The sequence below is a fragment of the Bifidobacterium sp. ESL0784 genome, assembly GCF_029433295.1.
In the GTDB taxonomy this organism is placed as follows: domain Bacteria; phylum Actinomycetota; class Actinomycetes; order Actinomycetales; family Bifidobacteriaceae; genus Bifidobacterium.
This window is the reverse complement of the sequence record NZ_JAQTHV010000003.1, coordinates 409,099-426,765: the sequence shown is the minus strand read 5'-3', so window position 1 is coordinate 426,765 and position 17,667 is coordinate 409,099. Positions and strand designations below refer to the sequence as shown.

At 55.9% G+C, this 17,667-nt stretch carries 12 protein-coding genes, 1 other RNA gene and 1 pseudogene; 4 read left to right on the top strand and 10 right to left on the bottom strand.

All coding sequences use genetic code 11. The features are described 5' to 3' along the window. Nucleotides 1–13 precede the first annotated feature (13 nt). From dtd to PT279_RS06225, 7 genes and pseudogenes are all read right to left on the bottom strand, one after another. Nucleotides 14–499 (bottom strand): D-aminoacyl-tRNA deacylase, encoded by a 486-nt coding sequence (gene dtd / locus PT279_RS06255; RefSeq protein WP_277166620.1) that lies wholly within the window; start codon nucleotides 497–499, stop codon nucleotides 14–16. A gap of 232 nt (nucleotides 500–731) precedes the next feature. Beyond that, nucleotides 732–1,126, bottom strand: a transfer-messenger RNA (tmRNA) gene (ssrA, locus tag PT279_RS06250). A 228-nt stretch (nucleotides 1,127–1,354) separates the two neighbouring features. Further along, nucleotides 1,355–2,251, bottom strand: coding sequence for a carbohydrate kinase (locus tag PT279_RS06245; RefSeq protein WP_277166527.1), 897 nt, complete (start codon nucleotides 2,249–2,251; stop codon nucleotides 1,355–1,357). A 113-nt stretch (nucleotides 2,252–2,364) separates the two neighbouring features. Then, entirely contained in the window at nucleotides 2,365–3,624 is a 1,260-nt protein-coding gene (locus tag PT279_RS06240; RefSeq protein WP_277166619.1) for an ROK family transcriptional regulator, read from the bottom strand. Nucleotides 3,625–3,921: 297 nt separating this feature from the next. Continuing rightward, the gene (locus PT279_RS06235; RefSeq protein WP_277166526.1) at nucleotides 3,922–4,443 is read right to left on the bottom strand and encodes an NUDIX domain-containing protein; all 522 of its coding nucleotides are present in this window, start codon (nucleotides 4,441–4,443) and stop codon (nucleotides 3,922–3,924) included. A gap of 78 nt (nucleotides 4,444–4,521) precedes the next feature. After that, on the bottom strand, nucleotides 4,522–5,067 hold the full coding sequence (locus tag PT279_RS09285) for an AraC family transcriptional regulator (RefSeq protein ID WP_348519377.1): 546 nt from the start codon (nucleotides 5,065–5,067) through the stop codon (nucleotides 4,522–4,524). Between the two features lie 51 nt (nucleotides 5,068–5,118). Continuing rightward, nucleotides 5,119–5,316: pseudogene (locus PT279_RS06225) on the bottom strand (cupin domain-containing protein); the annotation flags it as partial. A 268-nt stretch (nucleotides 5,317–5,584) separates the two neighbouring features. Here PT279_RS06225 and PT279_RS06220 point away from each other — a divergent pair. After that, nucleotides 5,585–7,012 (top strand): MATE family efflux transporter, encoded by a 1,428-nt coding sequence (locus tag PT279_RS06220; protein ID WP_277166525.1) that lies wholly within the window; start codon nucleotides 5,585–5,587, stop codon nucleotides 7,010–7,012. A gap of 54 nt (nucleotides 7,013–7,066) precedes the next feature. Continuing rightward, on the top strand, nucleotides 7,067–7,708 hold the full coding sequence (locus tag PT279_RS06215) for a sugar O-acetyltransferase (protein ID WP_277166524.1): 642 nt from the start codon (nucleotides 7,067–7,069) through the stop codon (nucleotides 7,706–7,708). Between the two features lie 6 nt (nucleotides 7,709–7,714). Here PT279_RS06215 and PT279_RS06210 read toward each other — a convergent pair whose 3' ends face one another. Further along, a complete protein-coding gene (locus PT279_RS06210) occupies nucleotides 7,715–9,313 on the bottom strand; it encodes an aminopeptidase P family protein (protein WP_277166523.1) in 1,599 nt (532 codons plus the stop codon). Between the two features lie 180 nt (nucleotides 9,314–9,493). Between PT279_RS06210 and PT279_RS06205 the strand changes: the two genes are divergently transcribed. Both PT279_RS06205 and PT279_RS06200 read left to right on the top strand, forming a co-directional pair. Then, nucleotides 9,494–11,116: a folylpolyglutamate synthase/dihydrofolate synthase family protein gene (locus PT279_RS06205; protein ID WP_277166522.1), complete on the top strand. Its 1,623-nt coding sequence runs from the start codon at nucleotides 9,494–9,496 to the stop codon at nucleotides 11,114–11,116. A gap of 361 nt (nucleotides 11,117–11,477) precedes the next feature. Then, entirely contained in the window at nucleotides 11,478–15,266 is a 3,789-nt protein-coding gene (locus PT279_RS06200) for an AAA family ATPase (RefSeq protein WP_277166521.1), read from the top strand. A gap of 158 nt (nucleotides 15,267–15,424) precedes the next feature. Here the strand turns inward: PT279_RS06200 and PT279_RS06195 are convergent, their stop codons facing one another. Continuing rightward, the gene (locus tag PT279_RS06195) at nucleotides 15,425–16,156 is read right to left on the bottom strand and encodes an amino acid racemase (RefSeq protein WP_277166520.1); all 732 of its coding nucleotides are present in this window, start codon (nucleotides 16,154–16,156) and stop codon (nucleotides 15,425–15,427) included. Nucleotides 16,157–16,287: 131 nt separating this feature from the next. Then, on the bottom strand, nucleotides 16,288–17,598 hold the full coding sequence (locus tag PT279_RS06190) for an ATP-grasp domain-containing protein (RefSeq protein ID WP_277166519.1): 1,311 nt from the start codon (nucleotides 17,596–17,598) through the stop codon (nucleotides 16,288–16,290). Nucleotides 17,599–17,667: the final 69 nt, after the last annotated feature.

Genomic DNA, 17,667 nt, shown 5'->3' with positions numbered 1-17,667 from the left:
GGTTTTAGTTTTATCAGTGCTTGGCCATGAGCTCATCGGTGTCGAAGAGGATGGTCACCGGGCCGTCGTTGGTCAGGCTTACCCGCATGTGCGAACCGAAACGGCCGACCTTTACGTTGATGCCTTGTGCTTTCAGCGCGTCGTTGAAATCAAGCCAGATTTGTTTGGCATGTTCCGGTTTTCCGGCTTTGATGAAGCTCGGCCGGTTGCCTTTTCGCACGTCGCCGAACAGCGTGAACTGCGAAATCGACAGGATTTCGCCGCCGACTTGCGCCAGTGAAAGGTTCATCTTCCCGTTCTCGTCTTCGAACACGCGCAGCTTGCTGATTTTGTTGGCAAGCCAGTCGATCTGTTCCTGCCCGTCCTCATCACTGACTCCGACGAGCAACACATATCCGATTCCGATATGCTGTGGGTCGAATGATTTGTCAACTTCGCCGCTGATTTCGTCGACGACGTCGATATCGGCTTTACTGACTTTCTGCAACACGATTCTCATGGTTGCCAAGTCTAGTCTCTCTTGATGTACAAATAGATAACGAGAATGCCATCAACGACCTATGAAAGACTCACCGGGCGACCAACAAGACCCACCAAACGACCCATATAGACACTTAGATACGTGTCAAAATACCTTGAAACTACTTTGGCTTACTATCGTTGCGAACGGCTTGAAAACGACGTAACCACAACGAAAAACGCCGCCAAGGCGAACCCTGGCGGCATTTGAACAGTGGAGATGCGGGGAATTGAACCCCGGTCCGATGACCGAACCCTCAGTCTTCTACGTGCGTAGTCCGCTGGCCTTTTGGCAGTTTTTCTGCCCCCATCCGTGTCGCGGACAATGGATGGCGAGCATATCTACAGTTAAAGTCCCTGAGTCACCCTGTGGTTCAATGGCTCAAGCAAGTCCTCTAATGACGCCCAACATCCTCCCGAAGACGAGAAGGAGTGGACGGAGCAGCTGCTCACCGGTTAATCCTGGCGCGAAGCTCAGGCAGCGAGAGCGAACTCAGTGCGATTAGATTTAGCACTTGTTGTTTCGTGGAGGTCATCTCGAGTGGACTCCACATTCTCGGCACGCTTCCCTGCGACGAACAGGTCACCGTCGAAACCGATCATCCCCAAATTTTCAATTATCAAATTGTCAAGTCCCGGTTTGCGCCGGAACTCTTCATTTTAGCTTGTCGCTGCGACGGTTATCACAAGACGGTCTCTGAGCGTAATTTTCCGCGTCAAGTGTCGCGGTTTCTTTGCCTGATTTACGCAATAAAAGTCGGAGCGCCAACATAACGTTCGCACTCCGACATGCTGAAATTCAATAGAATGGAAAATCTACTTCGTTTTCAGTGGTTTATTTCTCGGCTTGTGCCAGATAGTCGGGAATGTCCTCCGGGTATTGCGGCCAGGCGCCGGCCTGCGTGCAGACGAAAGCGGCGGTGTTGACGGCGGCGCGGTGCGCTTCGACGAGTGACGCGCCGGTGAGCACCTTGGCGGTGAACGTGCCCGAGAAGGAATCGCCGGCGCCGACGGTATCCACCACATCCACGCGCGGAGTGTCCAAAGTGGAGGATTCTCCGTCCTTGGCGATGATGGTGCTGAAGGTCGAGCCGCCGGTTAGGATGACGTAGTTGAGGTCGTACTTTTCCGTGAACCAGTTGCAGGCCTCTTCGTCGGAGGTGCCGCGGATGCCGAACATGTCACGCAGCAGCAAGAGCTCCGCGTCGTTGATCTTGAAGACGGTCGCGTAGCCGAGCAGTTCGTTGATCAGGTCCTTGGAATAGTGGTCGCCGCGGATGTTGATGTCGAAGAATTTCATCGCGGTGGGCTTGGCGTGCTTCAGGAGCTCGACGATGGTGTCGTGCGATTCTTGGCTGCGCAGGGCGAGGGTGCCGTAGCAGATCGCGTCGGCCCTCTGCACCATGTTGATCAGCTCGCGGGTGTAAAGGATGTGGTCCCAAGCCACGCCCTTGATGATGGTGTACTCCGGGATGCCGTTCTTCAGAGCGACCTCGACGGTGGAGGTCGGCCAGGCGTTGCGCTGCACGATGGACTCGACTCCGGACTGTTTGATCGCCTCGACGAGTTCATCGCCCAGCGGGTCTTCGCCCACGGCGCTGATGGCGTGGCCCTCCGCGCCGTTCATCGCGGCGTGATAGGCGAAATTGACGGGAGCGCCGCCTGCGCGCTTTCCGGTGGGGAGCATGTCCCAGAGCAATTCTCCTAGAGAGACAACGATTGGCTTGGTCATGATATGATCCTTTCTTACATCTTTTATACGTTTTTCAATTATGAAATTGTCGATTGATTGGTTGCGTTATCCATTTCGGCTAAAAGTCGGCATGGAATCGATTCCGTTTGAGGTTATCGCGCGTTTCCTGGCGGCCGAGCGGCCCGGAAATAGGAAGGACGGTCCAAAAATTGGGTGATGGCCGTAGCAGCGGCACCAAGTACGGCCGCGTCGGTGGGCAGGCTGGAAAAGGTGATTTCGGTGGATTGGGCGATTTCGGGGATGACTCGTTGGTTGACAATCGCTTGCGCAGCGTCGAGTAGCTGTTGCCCGCCAAGCGCCCCGATATCGCCCAGCACGATACGACGCGGGTTGAAGACGTTGCAGATGATGACGCATCCGTAGCCCACGTAGCGGCCGATGTCGGCGACCAAACCACGAGCTTGACGGATTTGCGGGGTATCCCCGCTTTGTTTTTCGGCGAGGGCGAACAAGGCTTTGCACGCTTCGATATGTGTCATTGCCTCGGAGCCGTGGATGATGCCGAGTTTGTCGATTTGCTCGTGGATCGCGCCGGCTGAGCAATAGCATTCCAGACAACCGACATTGCCGCATTCGCATTTTCTGCCATCGACGGCATCGATGGAGACGTGGCCAAGTTCGGTGGAGGCGCCGAGATTGCCGTAGACGAGCCTCCCGTTTTCGATGACCCCGAGGCCGACGCCTTCGCCAAGCAGAAAATAAGCGAGGCTGCCGGCATCGTCAAGTGTGCCGAAAAGCCGTTGGGCCAACGCGCCGGCACGCGCGTCCTGTTCGATGAAAACGGGAATGGGGCAGTTCTGTCCGAATTCCTTCTGGAAATTGATGTTGCGCCAGTGCGGCATGCTGGAAACGAGCGCGGCGTAACCGGTGCCGTGCAGGTACGGCCCGGGTACGGCCATGCCGATGGCGACGATATAGGGGTCGGCGGCCAGCAGAGAATCGATGGTCTTGTGTGTGGCGTCGATGGCGGCGTCAATCGTGTCATCGCTGACCCGCGGCATGTCCGTAAGGCTCAGACGTTTGCCTTTGAGGTCGAAAACGCCGATTTGCACTAGGCTGCGCGCGAATTTGACACCGATGAAATGGAATCGGGTGGTGTCGATTTTCAACCCGATGGAGCGACGGCGTTTGCTGCCTTCCATATCGCCGGTTTCGGTCACGATGCCGGCTTCGATTAGACGCGCCGTGATTTTCGTGATGGCGGCGGGGGTGAGGCCGAGGGCTTTGGCGATTTGCGCTCGCGAGGAGATGCCGTAGCGATACAGATGCCACAAGGTCCTTGAACGGTTGCGTTCGGAGACGACCGATTGCGGTGCTGTGGCATGTGCCGGGTCGTCGGGAAAGTCAGGCATCGAAGGCGCAAGATGGTCGATTGAGAAGGATTGTGCACAAGGCTGAGGCGTTGCGGATTCGCTGTGTTCGAGCATCTGACACCTCCTCGGGTCATTCCCTCATCGGTAACCGCCGTCCATGTCAATTCCATATTGATGAACTGACTTCATATATTAACGAGGTTAACGCAAAACTGCAAATCAAAATATGATTAAAATCATTATTCGATATTATTGTGGATTGTTCGGAGTCAAATGTCCCAATAGTGAGCATTGTGGTTCGGGCTGTTTTCGCATGGAGACGCGATGCAGTTTGCCCTATTGCAGCTGGTTATTTTGGATGAACAAGGCATGGGCATCGCCGTTGGCGTTGTTGCGTTGGTATTCGTCGAAGATTCTAAGACGCTCGACGGTGCTTTTGGCAAGCGGCTGGGGGAGATTGTCGCGCGAGAACCAGCCGACTTTAAGGCTTTCGTCGTCGCCGACGAACGGGTCCGCGTTGCCTCCAGGCACCAGACGGCAGAGGAACGAATGGTCCATGTACTGCGTGCGGTCGCCGTTGGCATAGGTGATGATTTCGGACGACGAGATGACGGCGACCAGATCGGTGACTTCGGCGTCGATACCGGTTTCCTCCTTGATCTCTCGCACCACGGTGTCGGCGGGCTGCTCGCCTGGCTCGTTGATGCCGTAGACCATCGCCCATTCGCCGGTATCGGCCCGCTGCCCGAGCAGGATGTGGCCGTTGCCATCCTTGACAAGTCCCGTGACCCCGTTGAGCCACAACAGATCATGTCCGATTTTCTTGCGCATCTCGATAATGAACGAGGGTGTTGTCATGATTTCTTCTTCCGTTTGAACGTTCTTTGGTTTGCTTTGAGCGTTACCAGTGATAATAGAGCTTTTGGGATATGTCGGTTATATCGCTTTTGCGTTTTTCGCGCGATATTCCTTGGGCGTGCATCCCATGAGTTCCCTGAAAGTGGCGGCAAAGTAACTGGGCGAGGGAAAGCCGACACGGCGACCGATTTGGGTGATTGAAAGTTCCGTGTCTCGTAGGAGGTTCGTGGCTGCTCCGATTCGCACCCCGGTGGTGTATTGAATGGGGGACTGGGCGAGGAATTTCCGGAAAATGTTGTCGCAGGTGCTTCGGCCCACCGATCCCGAAGTGGCGATTGCGGGCAGGGTGAGGTTTTCGCTGTAATGACGGCGGATATAGCTGGTCATCTTGCGCAAAGCGCCGATTTGGCCGTTTTCTGGAATTGCGGGAGTCGTCCCTTTTTCGTCCAGAGCTTTCATTCGTTCGTACAGTATTCTTGCGATGTTGAAAAATGTCCCCAAACCGGTCAATGGCAGGGTTGGCTTGTTGCTCTGGCGGTGAAGCGTGTCGAGCAGCTTGATGATGGGGTCTTTTGCTCCGCCTTCGTCGTGCAGTACCAGATAAGGCATGGCTGTGGATTCCATAATCGGCAATATGAAATGTTTGGTGATTTCGTCCGGCGCGTTGACCTCGATGGGATTGAAGAGGATGCAATAGAATTTGGAATCCGTCTTGTCGGCTGAAAAACCGTAATGCAACCTTTTGGAATTGACGAATATGGTTTCGCCTTCATTAACCCGCACGACTTTGCCGTCGATGAAGTAGTCCATGTGTCCTTCGAGCATTCTGGTGAATTCAAGGTCGACATGCCAATGGCACAACGCTTGGTTTTGGGGAAATCGCTGAGTCGTGCGTCATCCACATAAAGGAAGTCGGTCGGATAGCGGTAGTGCACGACTTCCGATCCGTCGGCGTAGAGCTGTGGCCTTGCCTGCAATTCGTCATTGGAGACGGGAATCCCGTTCATGGTGTCGCTCTCCTTTATTACTCCCGTTCTGCTGTCTATGGCCATTGACGGTTTTGGTATGTATTTATAGTTTCAAGGTATATTATGGCACTTTTTGTTCTACTTGTGGAAGATAGTATTAATAGACTTATCTCATGACGAAAAATGCTGAAGAATCCTCTCCTGTGAGCAGCCATGACAGGCAAGCCGGCGACGGCATTGAGGATTCCTCGCGTTCGTCGTTCCTCCGACTGATTGCGCCGCTTGCTTTGCCCATGGCGGCGCAACAGTTCATGGTAGCTCTTTCCTCGTGTGCGGATTCGCTGATGATGGCAGGCGTCGGCCAGAACGAGCTGGCGGGAGTCTCGCTTGCCGCGCAATTCCAATTCATCTTTTCGCTGTTTCTGACCGCCCTGACGGTGGCCATGAGCACGTTGGTCGCCCAGTATTGGGGCATCAAAGACAGGGTGACGGTTGCGAAAGTCTCCGCTTTTGTAATGCGTTTTGTTCTTCTTGTCTCGTTGATATTTTTCCTGCTGCTGGTTTTGGCGCCGGGCGCGTTGATGAGGTTCATGACCAATGACCCTTCCTTGATTCCCGTAGGTATCGAATATCTGCGGATTTCCGCGCCGTCGTATTTCTTTCTTGCCGCCTCCCAGGTGCTGCTCTGCCTGATGAGGAACGTCGGACTGGTGGCTCAAGGCACTTGGGTCAGTTTCGCCGGCTTGCTGGTGCATCTTGCGCTGAACGTGGTGCTGATTTACGGCTGGTTCGGTGCTCCAAAGATGGGAGTGTTGGGCGCGGCCGTCTCGAATCTGGCCTCTCAGGTATTGATCTGGCTGGGGTTGATGCTGATCCTTCGCATTCATGGCTGGGCTCATTTCGGCCTCAAAAACATCCTGCGCCGCGAGTCTCGGCTGCAGCACGATTTCTGGCGTTACTGTCTGCCGCTTTTGGGCAATCAGATTGTCTGGGGCGGTGGTTTTAGCATGTACACCGTCATCATGGGTCATCTCGACGGTGACGCGGTCGCGGCCAACGCCATAGCCAACATGGTCAAGGATCTTCTGGTATGCGGTTGCATCGGGCTGGGCAACGCCGGCAATGTGATCGTCGGCAATATGCTCGGCCGCAACGAGTTTGCGAGGGCCAAACGTACGGGAGGGGAACTTACGAAGTTCGCCATACTGGCTGGTGTCGTTACCGGTCTGGCGATTCTTGCTATACGTCCGTTGCTGCTTCGTTTTGTTGGATTATCGTCCCGTGCGACGAGCTATCTTTCCGTCATGCTGGTTGTCTGTTCGTATTATGTGATCGGCAAATCCATCAATGTCACCACGATCAACGGCATTTTCCCGGCCGGCGGCGATACCAAGTTTGGCCTCCTGTGTGATTCGGTGGTGATGTGGCTGATCGTCATCCCGCTGGGGTCATTGGTCGCATTTGTTTTCAAACTGCCGGTTCTGGTGGTCTATGTGCTGCTCAATATCGACGAGATCATCAAGCTTCCCGCGGTGTCCATCCACTATCGCCGTTATCGTTGGCTGAAAAATGTGACCATTGAAGGTGAAGAAATAAGATAACGTATACAAATTTATAAGTAATACAAAATTAAGTTAGATCAAGGAATATCCATTATGAAAACGATGCATCAACGAATGGAAGAGGGGCTGCTGTTCACCGACGAGTGTGAGGGGCTTCCTGAAGAGCGCTTGGCGGCAAAGAGGCTGATGCGTGAATTCAACGCATCAGATCCGGCGGATACCGAAAACCGTGTGAAACTAATGGCCAGGATTTTCCACATCGACGGGGCCCAGGCCGCGACATTCTGGATCGAACCACCATTCAGCTTCGCCTACGGCAGCCATATTTCCATCGGTGAAGGTGCCTATATCAATGTCGGTTGCACGTTCATCGACGACGGCAGGCTGAAAATCGGCAAGGGGCTGATGTGCGGGCCGAATGTCACCATTGCCACCGTGAGCCACCCCATCAATTCCGACCTACGCGAGTACATGTATACTTCGCCGGTGACGATCGGTGACGATTGCTGGATCGGCGCCGGCGTGACGATTTGCCCGGGTGTGACCATCGGAGCCGGCACCACCATCGGCGCCGGCAGCGTGGTCACCAAAGACATTCCCGATCATGTAGTGGCCGTCGGCAACCCTTGCCGCGTATTACGTAAGGTCAGCGAGCAGGACATGACCACTTACAACCACGGCCATCCCATCGATCCCGCCGACCTTGAGGAAGAGCGCCAACTAAGAAACAGCTAAGCTGAGTTACTTATTGACGGCTGCGCGCTGCGCCATCCATGCCTCGACATCAGGGATCTGCTTCGGGATGTCCTTGGAAATCCATTCCGGGCCGTTTTCGGTCATCAGAACGTCGTCTTCGATACGCACGCCGATACCGCGCATCTCCGGAGGAATCAGCAGGTCGTTCTTGGCGAAGTAGAGACCCGGCTCGATGGTGAAGACCATGCCTGGTGTGATCTTTGCGCCCTGATAGGACTCGTAGCGGGCCTGCGCGCAGTCGTGCACGTCGAGTCCGAGGTGGTGTGCCACGCCGCAGGCAAGCCAACGGCGATGCTGCTGGCCTTCGGGCGAAAGCGATTCCTCCACGTCGACCTTCAGAATGCCCCAATCGTGGAGTTTTTGCGCGATGACGCGCATGCAGGCGTGGTGGATGTCGGAATAGGTTGCACCTGGCTTGGCGGCCTCGAAACCGGCCTGCTGGCTATCGAGCACGGCCTGATAGATCTTCTTCTGCAGTGGCGTGAACTTGCCATCCACCGGGAAGGTGCGGGTGATATCGGCAGTATATAGGCTGTCGACTTCGATACCCGCGTCAATCAGCAACATTTCGCCGTGACCGACCACACCGGTGTTGCGCATCCAATGCAGGATCGGCGCGTGTTCGCCGGAGGCAACGATGGTGTCATAACCGACGGTATTGCCTTCTTCGCGTGAAACGGCATTGAATTCGCCTTCCAGCATGCGTTCGCTGCGCGGTTTGCCAACGGCTTCGGGCAGACGGGTCAAGATGCGGTCGAAACCATCTTTGGTGGCGGCGACGGCCTTGCGAATTTCGCCGACTTCGTAGGAATCCTTGACCATACGTGCTGTCGAGGCGAACTCCTGCAGTTCGTCATCGGCCTTTTCGTTGGTGGCCGGGTCTGGGAAACCATTGGCTTCGCGCACGTTCTCGACTTCGTCGGTCATCTCCGGGTCGGCCAGGCGAACCACACGCATGCGCACAGCGCCGGCCTCAGCGCCGACATCCTTGCCTAGAGCATCGGGCAGTTGGGCGATATCGTGGGTGGCGATGCCGGTCATTGCGTTGAGCTCTTTGAGTCCGGCACGCGGGCCAACCCAATACTCGCCGTAATGGGCGTCGACGTAATAGGCCTCGGTGCTGTTGTCGGCACGAGGGGCCACGAAAAGCTCAGGCGTATGCGTCTTGCCGGCTTTGGCTTCAGAACTTTCGGGATCGACAGGGTTCAGCACGAGCACCGCTCCGGCTTCGTAATCCTGCCCAAGTCCCGTGTAATACGAGAACTCCGTGTTCGGACGGAAAGCATAGTCGTCATCGTTGTTACGTACTTTGGGCGTGCCGGCCGGAATAACGATGCGCTCGCCAGGGAAGCGCTTCCCAAGCGCTTCGAGACGCGCTGGAATGAATTTGCTGGATTCCAACGGCTCGATTTCCGGCTCCTGATTGTCCCAGCCGGTCTTCATGAATTCCGCGAATTTCTTGGATGTGGTCGGCCGCAGCGTGCGGTTGTTGGTCCTGTCTTCCATCGGTTGGTCTGCTCCCGGCGCTTCTGCCATTTCCTGTGCCTCGTATTCCTTGTCGTTTGCCGTAATGACTTCGCTCATGCGTGTTCTCCTCATTGGCGGGTTTCGATTGTCATTCTAATAAACGGCCTGTCCCGCAAGGAAATGGGTTTTAAGAAGCCGAAGATTACGTTATTCGCCGTTCGGCTTAGCGCTGGTGACACCGTTTCATAGAATAGTTATGTCTATTTTTTCAAGGGTTTTACACCAAAACGAGGTCTTATGTCATTCGAGCATCCGAAAACCAATGGGGTCACCATACGCGAGGTTGAGCGCGAGATCATGTCCCGGCGCACCACCCACGAGGAGCTGGGCCACGATCTCGAGGTGATGAACCTGATGCTTGACCTGTTGGGCCACCCGGAAGATACGTTCCGTATCATCCATATCACCGGCACCAACGGCAAAGGTTCCACCGCCCGCATGGCCGAGGCCATCTGCCGTGCCTACGGCATGCGCACCGGGCTTTACACCTCACCGCACCTTCAGAAGATCAACGAGCGCATCGCCGTGGACGGCCAGCAGCTTTCCGACGACGATTTCATCGACGCATGGATGCAGATCAAGGATTTCGTCGCGCTGGTCGATCGCAAGATGGAGGCCGACGGCAAGGCGCCGATGAGCTATTTCGAGATTTTGACGGCGATGGCCGTCTGGAAGTTCGCCGACGCACCCGTTGATGTCGCTATTTTCGAGGTCGGCATGGGTGGCAAGTGGGATGCCACCAACGCGCTCAACGGCGATGCTGCGGTTATCGGGCCTGTTGACATGGACCACATGCAGTGGTTGGGGGACACGGTCGAGAAGATCGCTACCGAAAAGTCCGGCATCATCAAACATGAATCCACCGCGATCATCGGCGTGCAGCCGCATGAAACCGAAGTTATGCCCATCTTGGAGCAGGCGGCGGTGGCCGAGCATGCAACGCTGATCCGTGACGGCGAGGAGATGGAGGTCGTTTCGCGTCAGCCTGCGGTCGGTGGCCAGCTGGTCACGTTCCGCACCCCGAACGGCACTTATGAAGATATTCCGGTCGCCAAGTTCGGCGAGCATCAGGCACACAACGCTCTGGCGGCGCTCGCGGCAGCTGAAGTTGTCATGCCGGTCAACGGACAGCTCACGCAGGATGTGGTGGCCGAAGCGTTGGGCGGGGTCAAGATTCCCGGCCGCATCGAGCAGGTGCGCACTTCGCCGACCATTATCGTCGACGGAGGACACAACGTCAACGCCGCCGAATCGTTGCGTGCGGCTCTCGAGGAAAACTACAGCTTCGAGCAGTTGGTCGGCGTCGTCGCGATGATGAAGGATAAGCAGGTTGAGGAATATCTCGGCACGCTTGAGCCGATCCTGAGCCATATCATCGTCACGGAAAACTCGTGGCGAGATCGAGTAATGCCCGCTGAAGAGCTGGAGAAAATCGCCGTTGGCGTGTTCGGCCGCGACCGCGTCACCCGCATCGACAACCTTCCCGACGCCATTCAGGAGGCCGTTAACATGGTTGACGCTGATGATGAGTTGGGTGTCGGCTACGGTCACGGCGTGCTCATCTGTGGGAGCTTCGTCACGGCTGGCGATGCTCGTACGCTTCTGATGGAGAAGAAGAATCCCGAACTGGCGCTGCCCAAGGCGCAGCGTGTGTCTGGAAAACCCAAGGGAGACAAAGCCGACGACGAATCCAAGAATGCCAAAGACGAAGACGAAGATATCGTCTCTGAAGTATTCGGCGACGCCTTCGGTGATTTCGGGGTCAAGCAGGTCCCGTTCGAGGGCGAGCCCGAGCCCGGCAACACCGCCGAGCAGCTCCGTCATCATGCCAATGGTGACGGCACAAAAGGCGACAAGTAGGCATAACCCGTGAGAAAGGCACCTTTTTAAGCCCTAAATAGTGCTTTTCTCCTCAAGTAGGGTTATATCTCAGTGGCAAAAGCACCAAAATAGGCTTGGAATGGTGCTTTTCTTCTCAGCAGGATCACGAATCGGTGAAGAAAGCGCCATTTTGGGTCTGATTTGATGCTTTTCTCACGGGTTGTCATGTTGACTGAGGCGAAAAGCACGTTTTTGGGTCGATTTTCGTGTTTTTCGCCGCAGTTGTGGCAGTTACGGCTGATTTGCTGGGTTGCCCCAGACGGTATGATGGCTACAGAAAGTGGAAGCGTCTCGCAATGACGCTAAGGGTTTGCGGAAAAGCAGAGGAAGTCAATAATCCATGTATCTGAAGGAACTGACGCTCAAGGGATTCAAGTCCTTCGCTTCCGCGACCACTCTGCGATTTGAACCGGGCATTACTGCCGTTGTGGGCCCGAACGGTTCCGGCAAATCCAATATCGTCGATGCGTTGACATGGGTGATGGGGGAGCAGGGCGCGAAGAACCTGCGTGGCACCTCGATGGAAGACGTGATTTTTGCCGGCACTTCCTCGCGTCCTCCGCTGGGACGCGCACAAGTCAGCCTCACGATTGACAACACCGACGGCACGCTCGACATCGACTATACAGAAGTCACCATCAGCCGCACCATCTACCGCAACGGTGGCTCCGAATATGCCATCAACGGCTCGCCATGCCGGCTACTCGACATTCAGGAACTTCTGAGCGACACCGGCCTGGGCCAGCAGATGCACGTCATCGTCGGCCAAGGCAGACTTGACGAGATTCTCAAAGCTGACCCCGCCGGTCATCGCGCCTTCATCGAAGAGGCCGCGGGTATTCTGAAACACCGCAAGCGCAAGGAACGTGCGATACGCAAGCTTAAGAACACCGAGGCGAACCTTGCTCGTACTGACGATCTCCTTCACGAGATTCGCCGGCAGCTGGGACCTCTCGGTCGCCAGGCCAAGATTTCACGGCGCGCGGCAAGCATCCAGATTTCCTTGCGTGACGCACAGTCGAGGATTTTCGCCGAGGATGCCCAGAAATCCATGGAAAGCCGCGCCAAGCTTCGCAATGATCTGGGTGATGTGCGTCGAGAACTGGAAGGTGCACAGCGCGAACTGGCGAAGGTCAAGGTGCATATCGAGCAGGTCGAGGCGCTGAGCTCCGAATCCAGTCCGGCCATGGAGAAAATCAACGAGACTTGGCATGAGTTGTCGAACATTGAGGAGCGGTTCCGTTCGCTGGCTTCTTTGGCCGACGAACGTGCGCGTTCCTTTGCCGGTCAGATGATCACGAATTTCGGCGAGGATCCCGACATTCTCGAATCCCGTGCCAAGGAATTGGATGGCCAAGCGGAAGCGCAGAAAAAGGCCGTTTCCGATAGACGCTTGGACTACGACAAGGCGACCGAAGCGCGTGCGGGCAATGAAAAGCAGCTTGCAGCGGCCCGTCAGACGTTGACGGAACTGCGGAAGGCCGCGCAGGAACACACTTCGAAAGTGGCAAATCTGCGTGAGCTCAAGACGCGAGAGGAATCTGCCATCGAACTGGCGCAAAGCCGTACCAAGGACTTCAACGGGCAGCGAGAATCCATCGCGAAGCAACGTGACGATGCCACCGCCCAGCGCGATACTCTTGAAACGGAAACGCAGAATGCCGGTGAAAAGGACAGCGCCGCCGAGCTTGAAGCGGCGAAAACCGCGATGCAGCAGCGTCAGGAGGAGCTTGACGTCTTACAAGAGCAGCTGCGGGCTGCGAACGCCAAGGTGACGGCGCTCAAGGCCAAGGCCGATGCATTGAATGAGATGTTGGAGAGCCGCAACGCTTCCGGCGAGCTGGAACAAGATGACGCTGTGGCCGCGTTGGGTAGGCTTGCCGACTTTATTCACGTCGAGGATGGCTGGGAAGAGGCCATCGCCCATGCGCTTGACCAATTTGCCAGTGCCATCGTGGTGCCGGGTAAGTCCAATATGGTCGAGGCTCTGCGGCGGGCCAGTGAGGGCAAGCTCGGACAGGCAGTTGTATTGCATCCGCTTGAAGGCGGAAACAGTGATAACGCTGGAATCGAAAAGGCCGATGGCAAAGACGGCCAATATCCGGTTCGTTGCGCTTCGACGTTGGTAAGTGTCAATGATTCCGCCAAAGATGCTGATTTTGCAGCCAGTGTTGTGCGTGCCGTGCGGCTTTTGCTGGATGATGTCGCAGCTGTACCTGATATGGATACTGCGCTGGAAGCCGTGGAGGGGAAGCGGTTCGGTCAGGTCGTCACCAAGTCCGGCGAAGTGGTCAATGCCGTGGGCGCCATCGGCGGTTCCTCGCGCTCGCAGAGCGATTTGTCATTGGCCGCAAGGCATGACAAAGCTGCGGCAGAAGCCAAAAAACTTCAAGGCGAGGTAGATGCTATACGGCCGAAGATTAAAGCCGCACAAGAGGCTCGAGATAAGGCACGTCTTGAAGTTGACAAGCAATCACAACAGCGCATTCAGGCCAAAGTCAAGGCTGATCAAGCTCGTAAGAATCTCAAGAATGTCGAAGATCGCGTCAAGCAGCTGACGCGCCAATTGAACGGTCTTGACGAGAAAATCAAGCAGACCGACGATGACCGGCAGACCCACCAGCTTAAGCTTGAAGATTTGAGCCAGGCGCTGGAAACCGCCGAACATTCCGACACCGAAAACGAAGACTTCGACGATTTGGACAAACGCGTACACGAGCTTGAGACCACGCTCGATAAGGCGCGTGAGCAGGAAGTCTCGGCCAAAATCGTCTGGAACGACGCTAACCGCAAGGCTGATTCGCTCGTACGTCAGGCTGGTCTGCTGCACGATCAGTCAAGCGAAGCCGTCACTCGTCGCACCAAGATGAAGGCGCTCAACGAAAAGCGCGAACGTCAGCAGACCCATGACCGGCAAATCGCTGCCGACGCGAGGGGCATGGCCGCATTGGTTGCCGCCGAACTCAAGACTGTGGTCGCCAAGCGTGACGAACTTTCCAAGGCCGCTTCCAGCCACGATGCCGAACTGAAGCAGTTGCGCGCGCAACGCGACGAGGCCGAGCCGAAGGTCTCGGAGTCGCAACAGCATGAGCACGAGCTGGACGTCAATCGCGAGCGTCTGGCCGCGCAATACGGCCAGATTGAGCAGAAGGTTTCGGATACGTTGGGCATGGATCTCGAGGCGTTGGTCAACGAATACGGACCCGACAAGCTGGTTCCGGTCCTTGACGACGAAGGCCATCCGATTCCGCTCGAAAACAGTGATGGCACTGATGGTTCTGTCACTGAAAATGGCGAATCGACATCGACTTCAACTGTTGACACCGATAACGTAGACGCAGTAGATAATGCAAAGAATGTTTCTGACGTCGAAGTCTCTGACAATTCAGATGAAAATACGTCTGAAGTCGATAATCAGGACGATGCAAACGAGAACGTACCAATCGATGCCGATCATTATCAGATGGTGCCATACGTCCGTGCGGAGCAGGAGAAGCGCTTGCAAAAAGCCGAGCGCGACCTCAAGGCTCTAGGCAAGATTAATCCGTTGGCAGCCGAGGAATTCGACGCGCTCGAGACGCGCAACCAGTACCTGAACGACCAACGCAACGATGTCGCCAAGAGCCGTGATGACTTGCTGAAGCTCATCAAGGACCTTGACCATACGATGATTGAGGTCTTCAAGAACGCTTTCGATGACACTGCGGCCGCGTTCGAAAAGGTCTTTGCCACGCTCTTCCCGGGCGGCAAGGGACGACTGCGTTTGGAGAACCCTGACGATTTGCTCACCACCGGTGTCATCGTTGAGGCCAGTCCAGCGGGTAAGCGAGTCAAGCAGCTCAGTTTGCTCTCTGGCGGCGAGCGCAGCCTCACCGCGCTGGCGTTGCTCTTCGCCATCTTCACCGCACGCCCCAGCCCGTTCTACGTGATGGACGAGGTCGAAGCTGCGCTCGACGACATCAACTTGACCCGCCTGATCAACGCGTTCAACGACTTGCGCAAGCACGCCCAGCTCATCATCATCACCCACCAGCAGCGCACGATGGCCATCGCCGACGCCCTCTACGGCGTAACAATGCGCTCCGACGGCGTCACCGCCGTAGTGAGCCAAAAGCTCGAGCACGAATGAGTAAAAATATGATTTTGGCTCGGTAACATTAAATGTACCGAGCCAAAATCGTGGAAATATTCCAGTCCTTTCAATTGAGACACCGTCTGATAAAAGCGTTATTGCCGGACTTTTGATTCCAAACGGATAGCACTGCCGCAATTGATAATGTCAGTGTACTACTTTCGTAGTGCTTTCGCACGCTCCACGGTATCCTCGGCAAGAATCGTTTGGGCGTCGATGATGGGTAGATTGGGGAGCGGGAAAGCCTCGTTTAAGACCGAGAGTTCGGTGCAGCCTAGGACCACGATATCGCAACGGTAGCGAGCTGACGGGGACTTGTTGAGGAACGTGTCGATGACGAAGCGATAGCGATCGAGGCTCAGCGGGCCGCCACTTTTTACATCGTCGTAGATAAGCGAGTCGATGCGCTTTTGCAGGTCATCGTCGGGTTCGATGAACGCATAGCCGGCGGCTTCAATCTCGCGTTGGTAGAGGCCGGAATGGCGGGAGCCTTCGGTGCCCATGAAGCCTACGCGCGGGTGCGTGGAGACCGGCAGAGTTGTCTTCATCCGTTCCACGGCACCGGTGAGCATGTTGAGAATCGGGACGTCGGTGAGTTCTTGGAAACGCGGCAGCATGAAATGCGCGGTGTTGCAAGGAATCGTAATGAAGCTGGCGCCGATGGACGTGGCCTTGGCAATATCGTCGGCGATGACGGGGAAGGGGTCGTCGGTGCTGTCGCCGAGCATGAAATCGGTGCGGTCGGGCACGGAGGCGTCGTTGAAAACCACGTAATCGAGGAAGTCCTGGTCGGTGGTGGCCTCGCTCATCTTGTCGATCAGCCGGATATACGATTCGGTTGCCAAGGTTCCCATACCACCAATAACGGCGAAAAACGGTCGTTTCATAGCTCTCCCAACCAACAGATACGGTATCCGCTCGAAACGGAATGTAACGATGCTCCCGACTTATAGTACCAGCGTAAGGTATCTTATGCGTTTGAATATGGTTGCGTGTCTAGACAGGCACGATTCCTGATCTAGCCCCGCTTCGGCGCATACTGCTTGAAATCGCGTGAGATGTGCAGCTGCCAGCGCCAAAGTTCCAGCGTGCGCTTGAAGTTGCGGTCGGCCGGGTTGAAGCAGGAACGGCTCCACTTACCTTCGCTGATGAGTCGCAGCGCGTCATCCTTGAGTTGGCCGGCGGGAGCGTACTTCTTGAGCACCCGCTTCGGAATTTCCATCCAGAGATGTTCGCTGAAACACAGCGACGGCTTGGCATGATGGTGCATCACCAGGTCTTCGGCGATCCAGCGGGCCAGATTGAAGCCGGCTTGGGTGACGTAGTCGCTGCTGCCGCCCGGCCTTGGGTTGATTTCGAAGAAGCGGTAGCTGCCGTCACGCGGGTCGCGTTTGATGTCGAAATTCACGTAGCCGGTGTAGCCGAGTTCATCGATGAGGCGTTTGCATTGCTCGTAAACGGTTTTGTCGCCCTCCGAAATGATGGCTGCGTAGTTGCCGATGCGGTTGGGCGCGTATTCCTCCATGACCGGCCGTCCCATGCACATCATGGCTACGCTGCCGTCGCTGTTGACATACGCGTTAAGCGTGCGCATGCCGGTGTCGTCGCCGGGAATGAATTCCTGGATGATGAGGTCGCCGCGGTATCCGTTCGTATAGATGTCGTGCGCGACTTGGCTGAGTTCGGCGGCATCACCGATGGTGTAGGCCTTCTTACGTCCGGGGAAATCAATGCTCAGGTACGAAACGCTGTCCGCAGCCTTGAGTTCCAGCGGGAACACGGAAGGCTGCGGAACCTTTTTACCAGACTGGAAATCGGCAAACGAATAAACCGCCGTCAGCGGGGTGTTGACCTTCGTGGTTTCGCAAAGCTTCCAGAACGAGACCTTGTCAACGGCGCGTTCTAGCGTCGGTCCGTCGATGGTCGAAGTCAGATAGTCCTTGCGGATTTCGTCACGATGCTCGGCCAGCAGCGCGGCAGAGGTGTCACCGCAGGCGATGATGAGCAGTTGACGGTTGGGATTCTGTGCCTTGAGTTTCATGGACAGCTTGTGCAGTTCGGGCACGAAATGCTCGTCTTCGGTCAGATCTGCGATGACGTGAATATCAACGATAGAAGAGTTCCGGCATTGAATCAGTGCAGCCGGCCCGACGGCCAGCGATTTGACGCCGTAGGTCTTGTAGAACCCGCAAGCCAGCCCATACGCATTGGCTCCCGTGCCAATCAAAACCGGCAGGAACTGGGGGTGCTGAGCCTGCTGAGTCTGTGCCGAGGTTGCGCCAGTAGAAGCAGCGTCGAGGCTGCTGGCACCGTTTGTGTTGTTTGCCATGATATGCAATCCTTTGCAATGACCTGACCGATGAAGGGATAAAATCAACTGAATCAACCAGTCAAATGA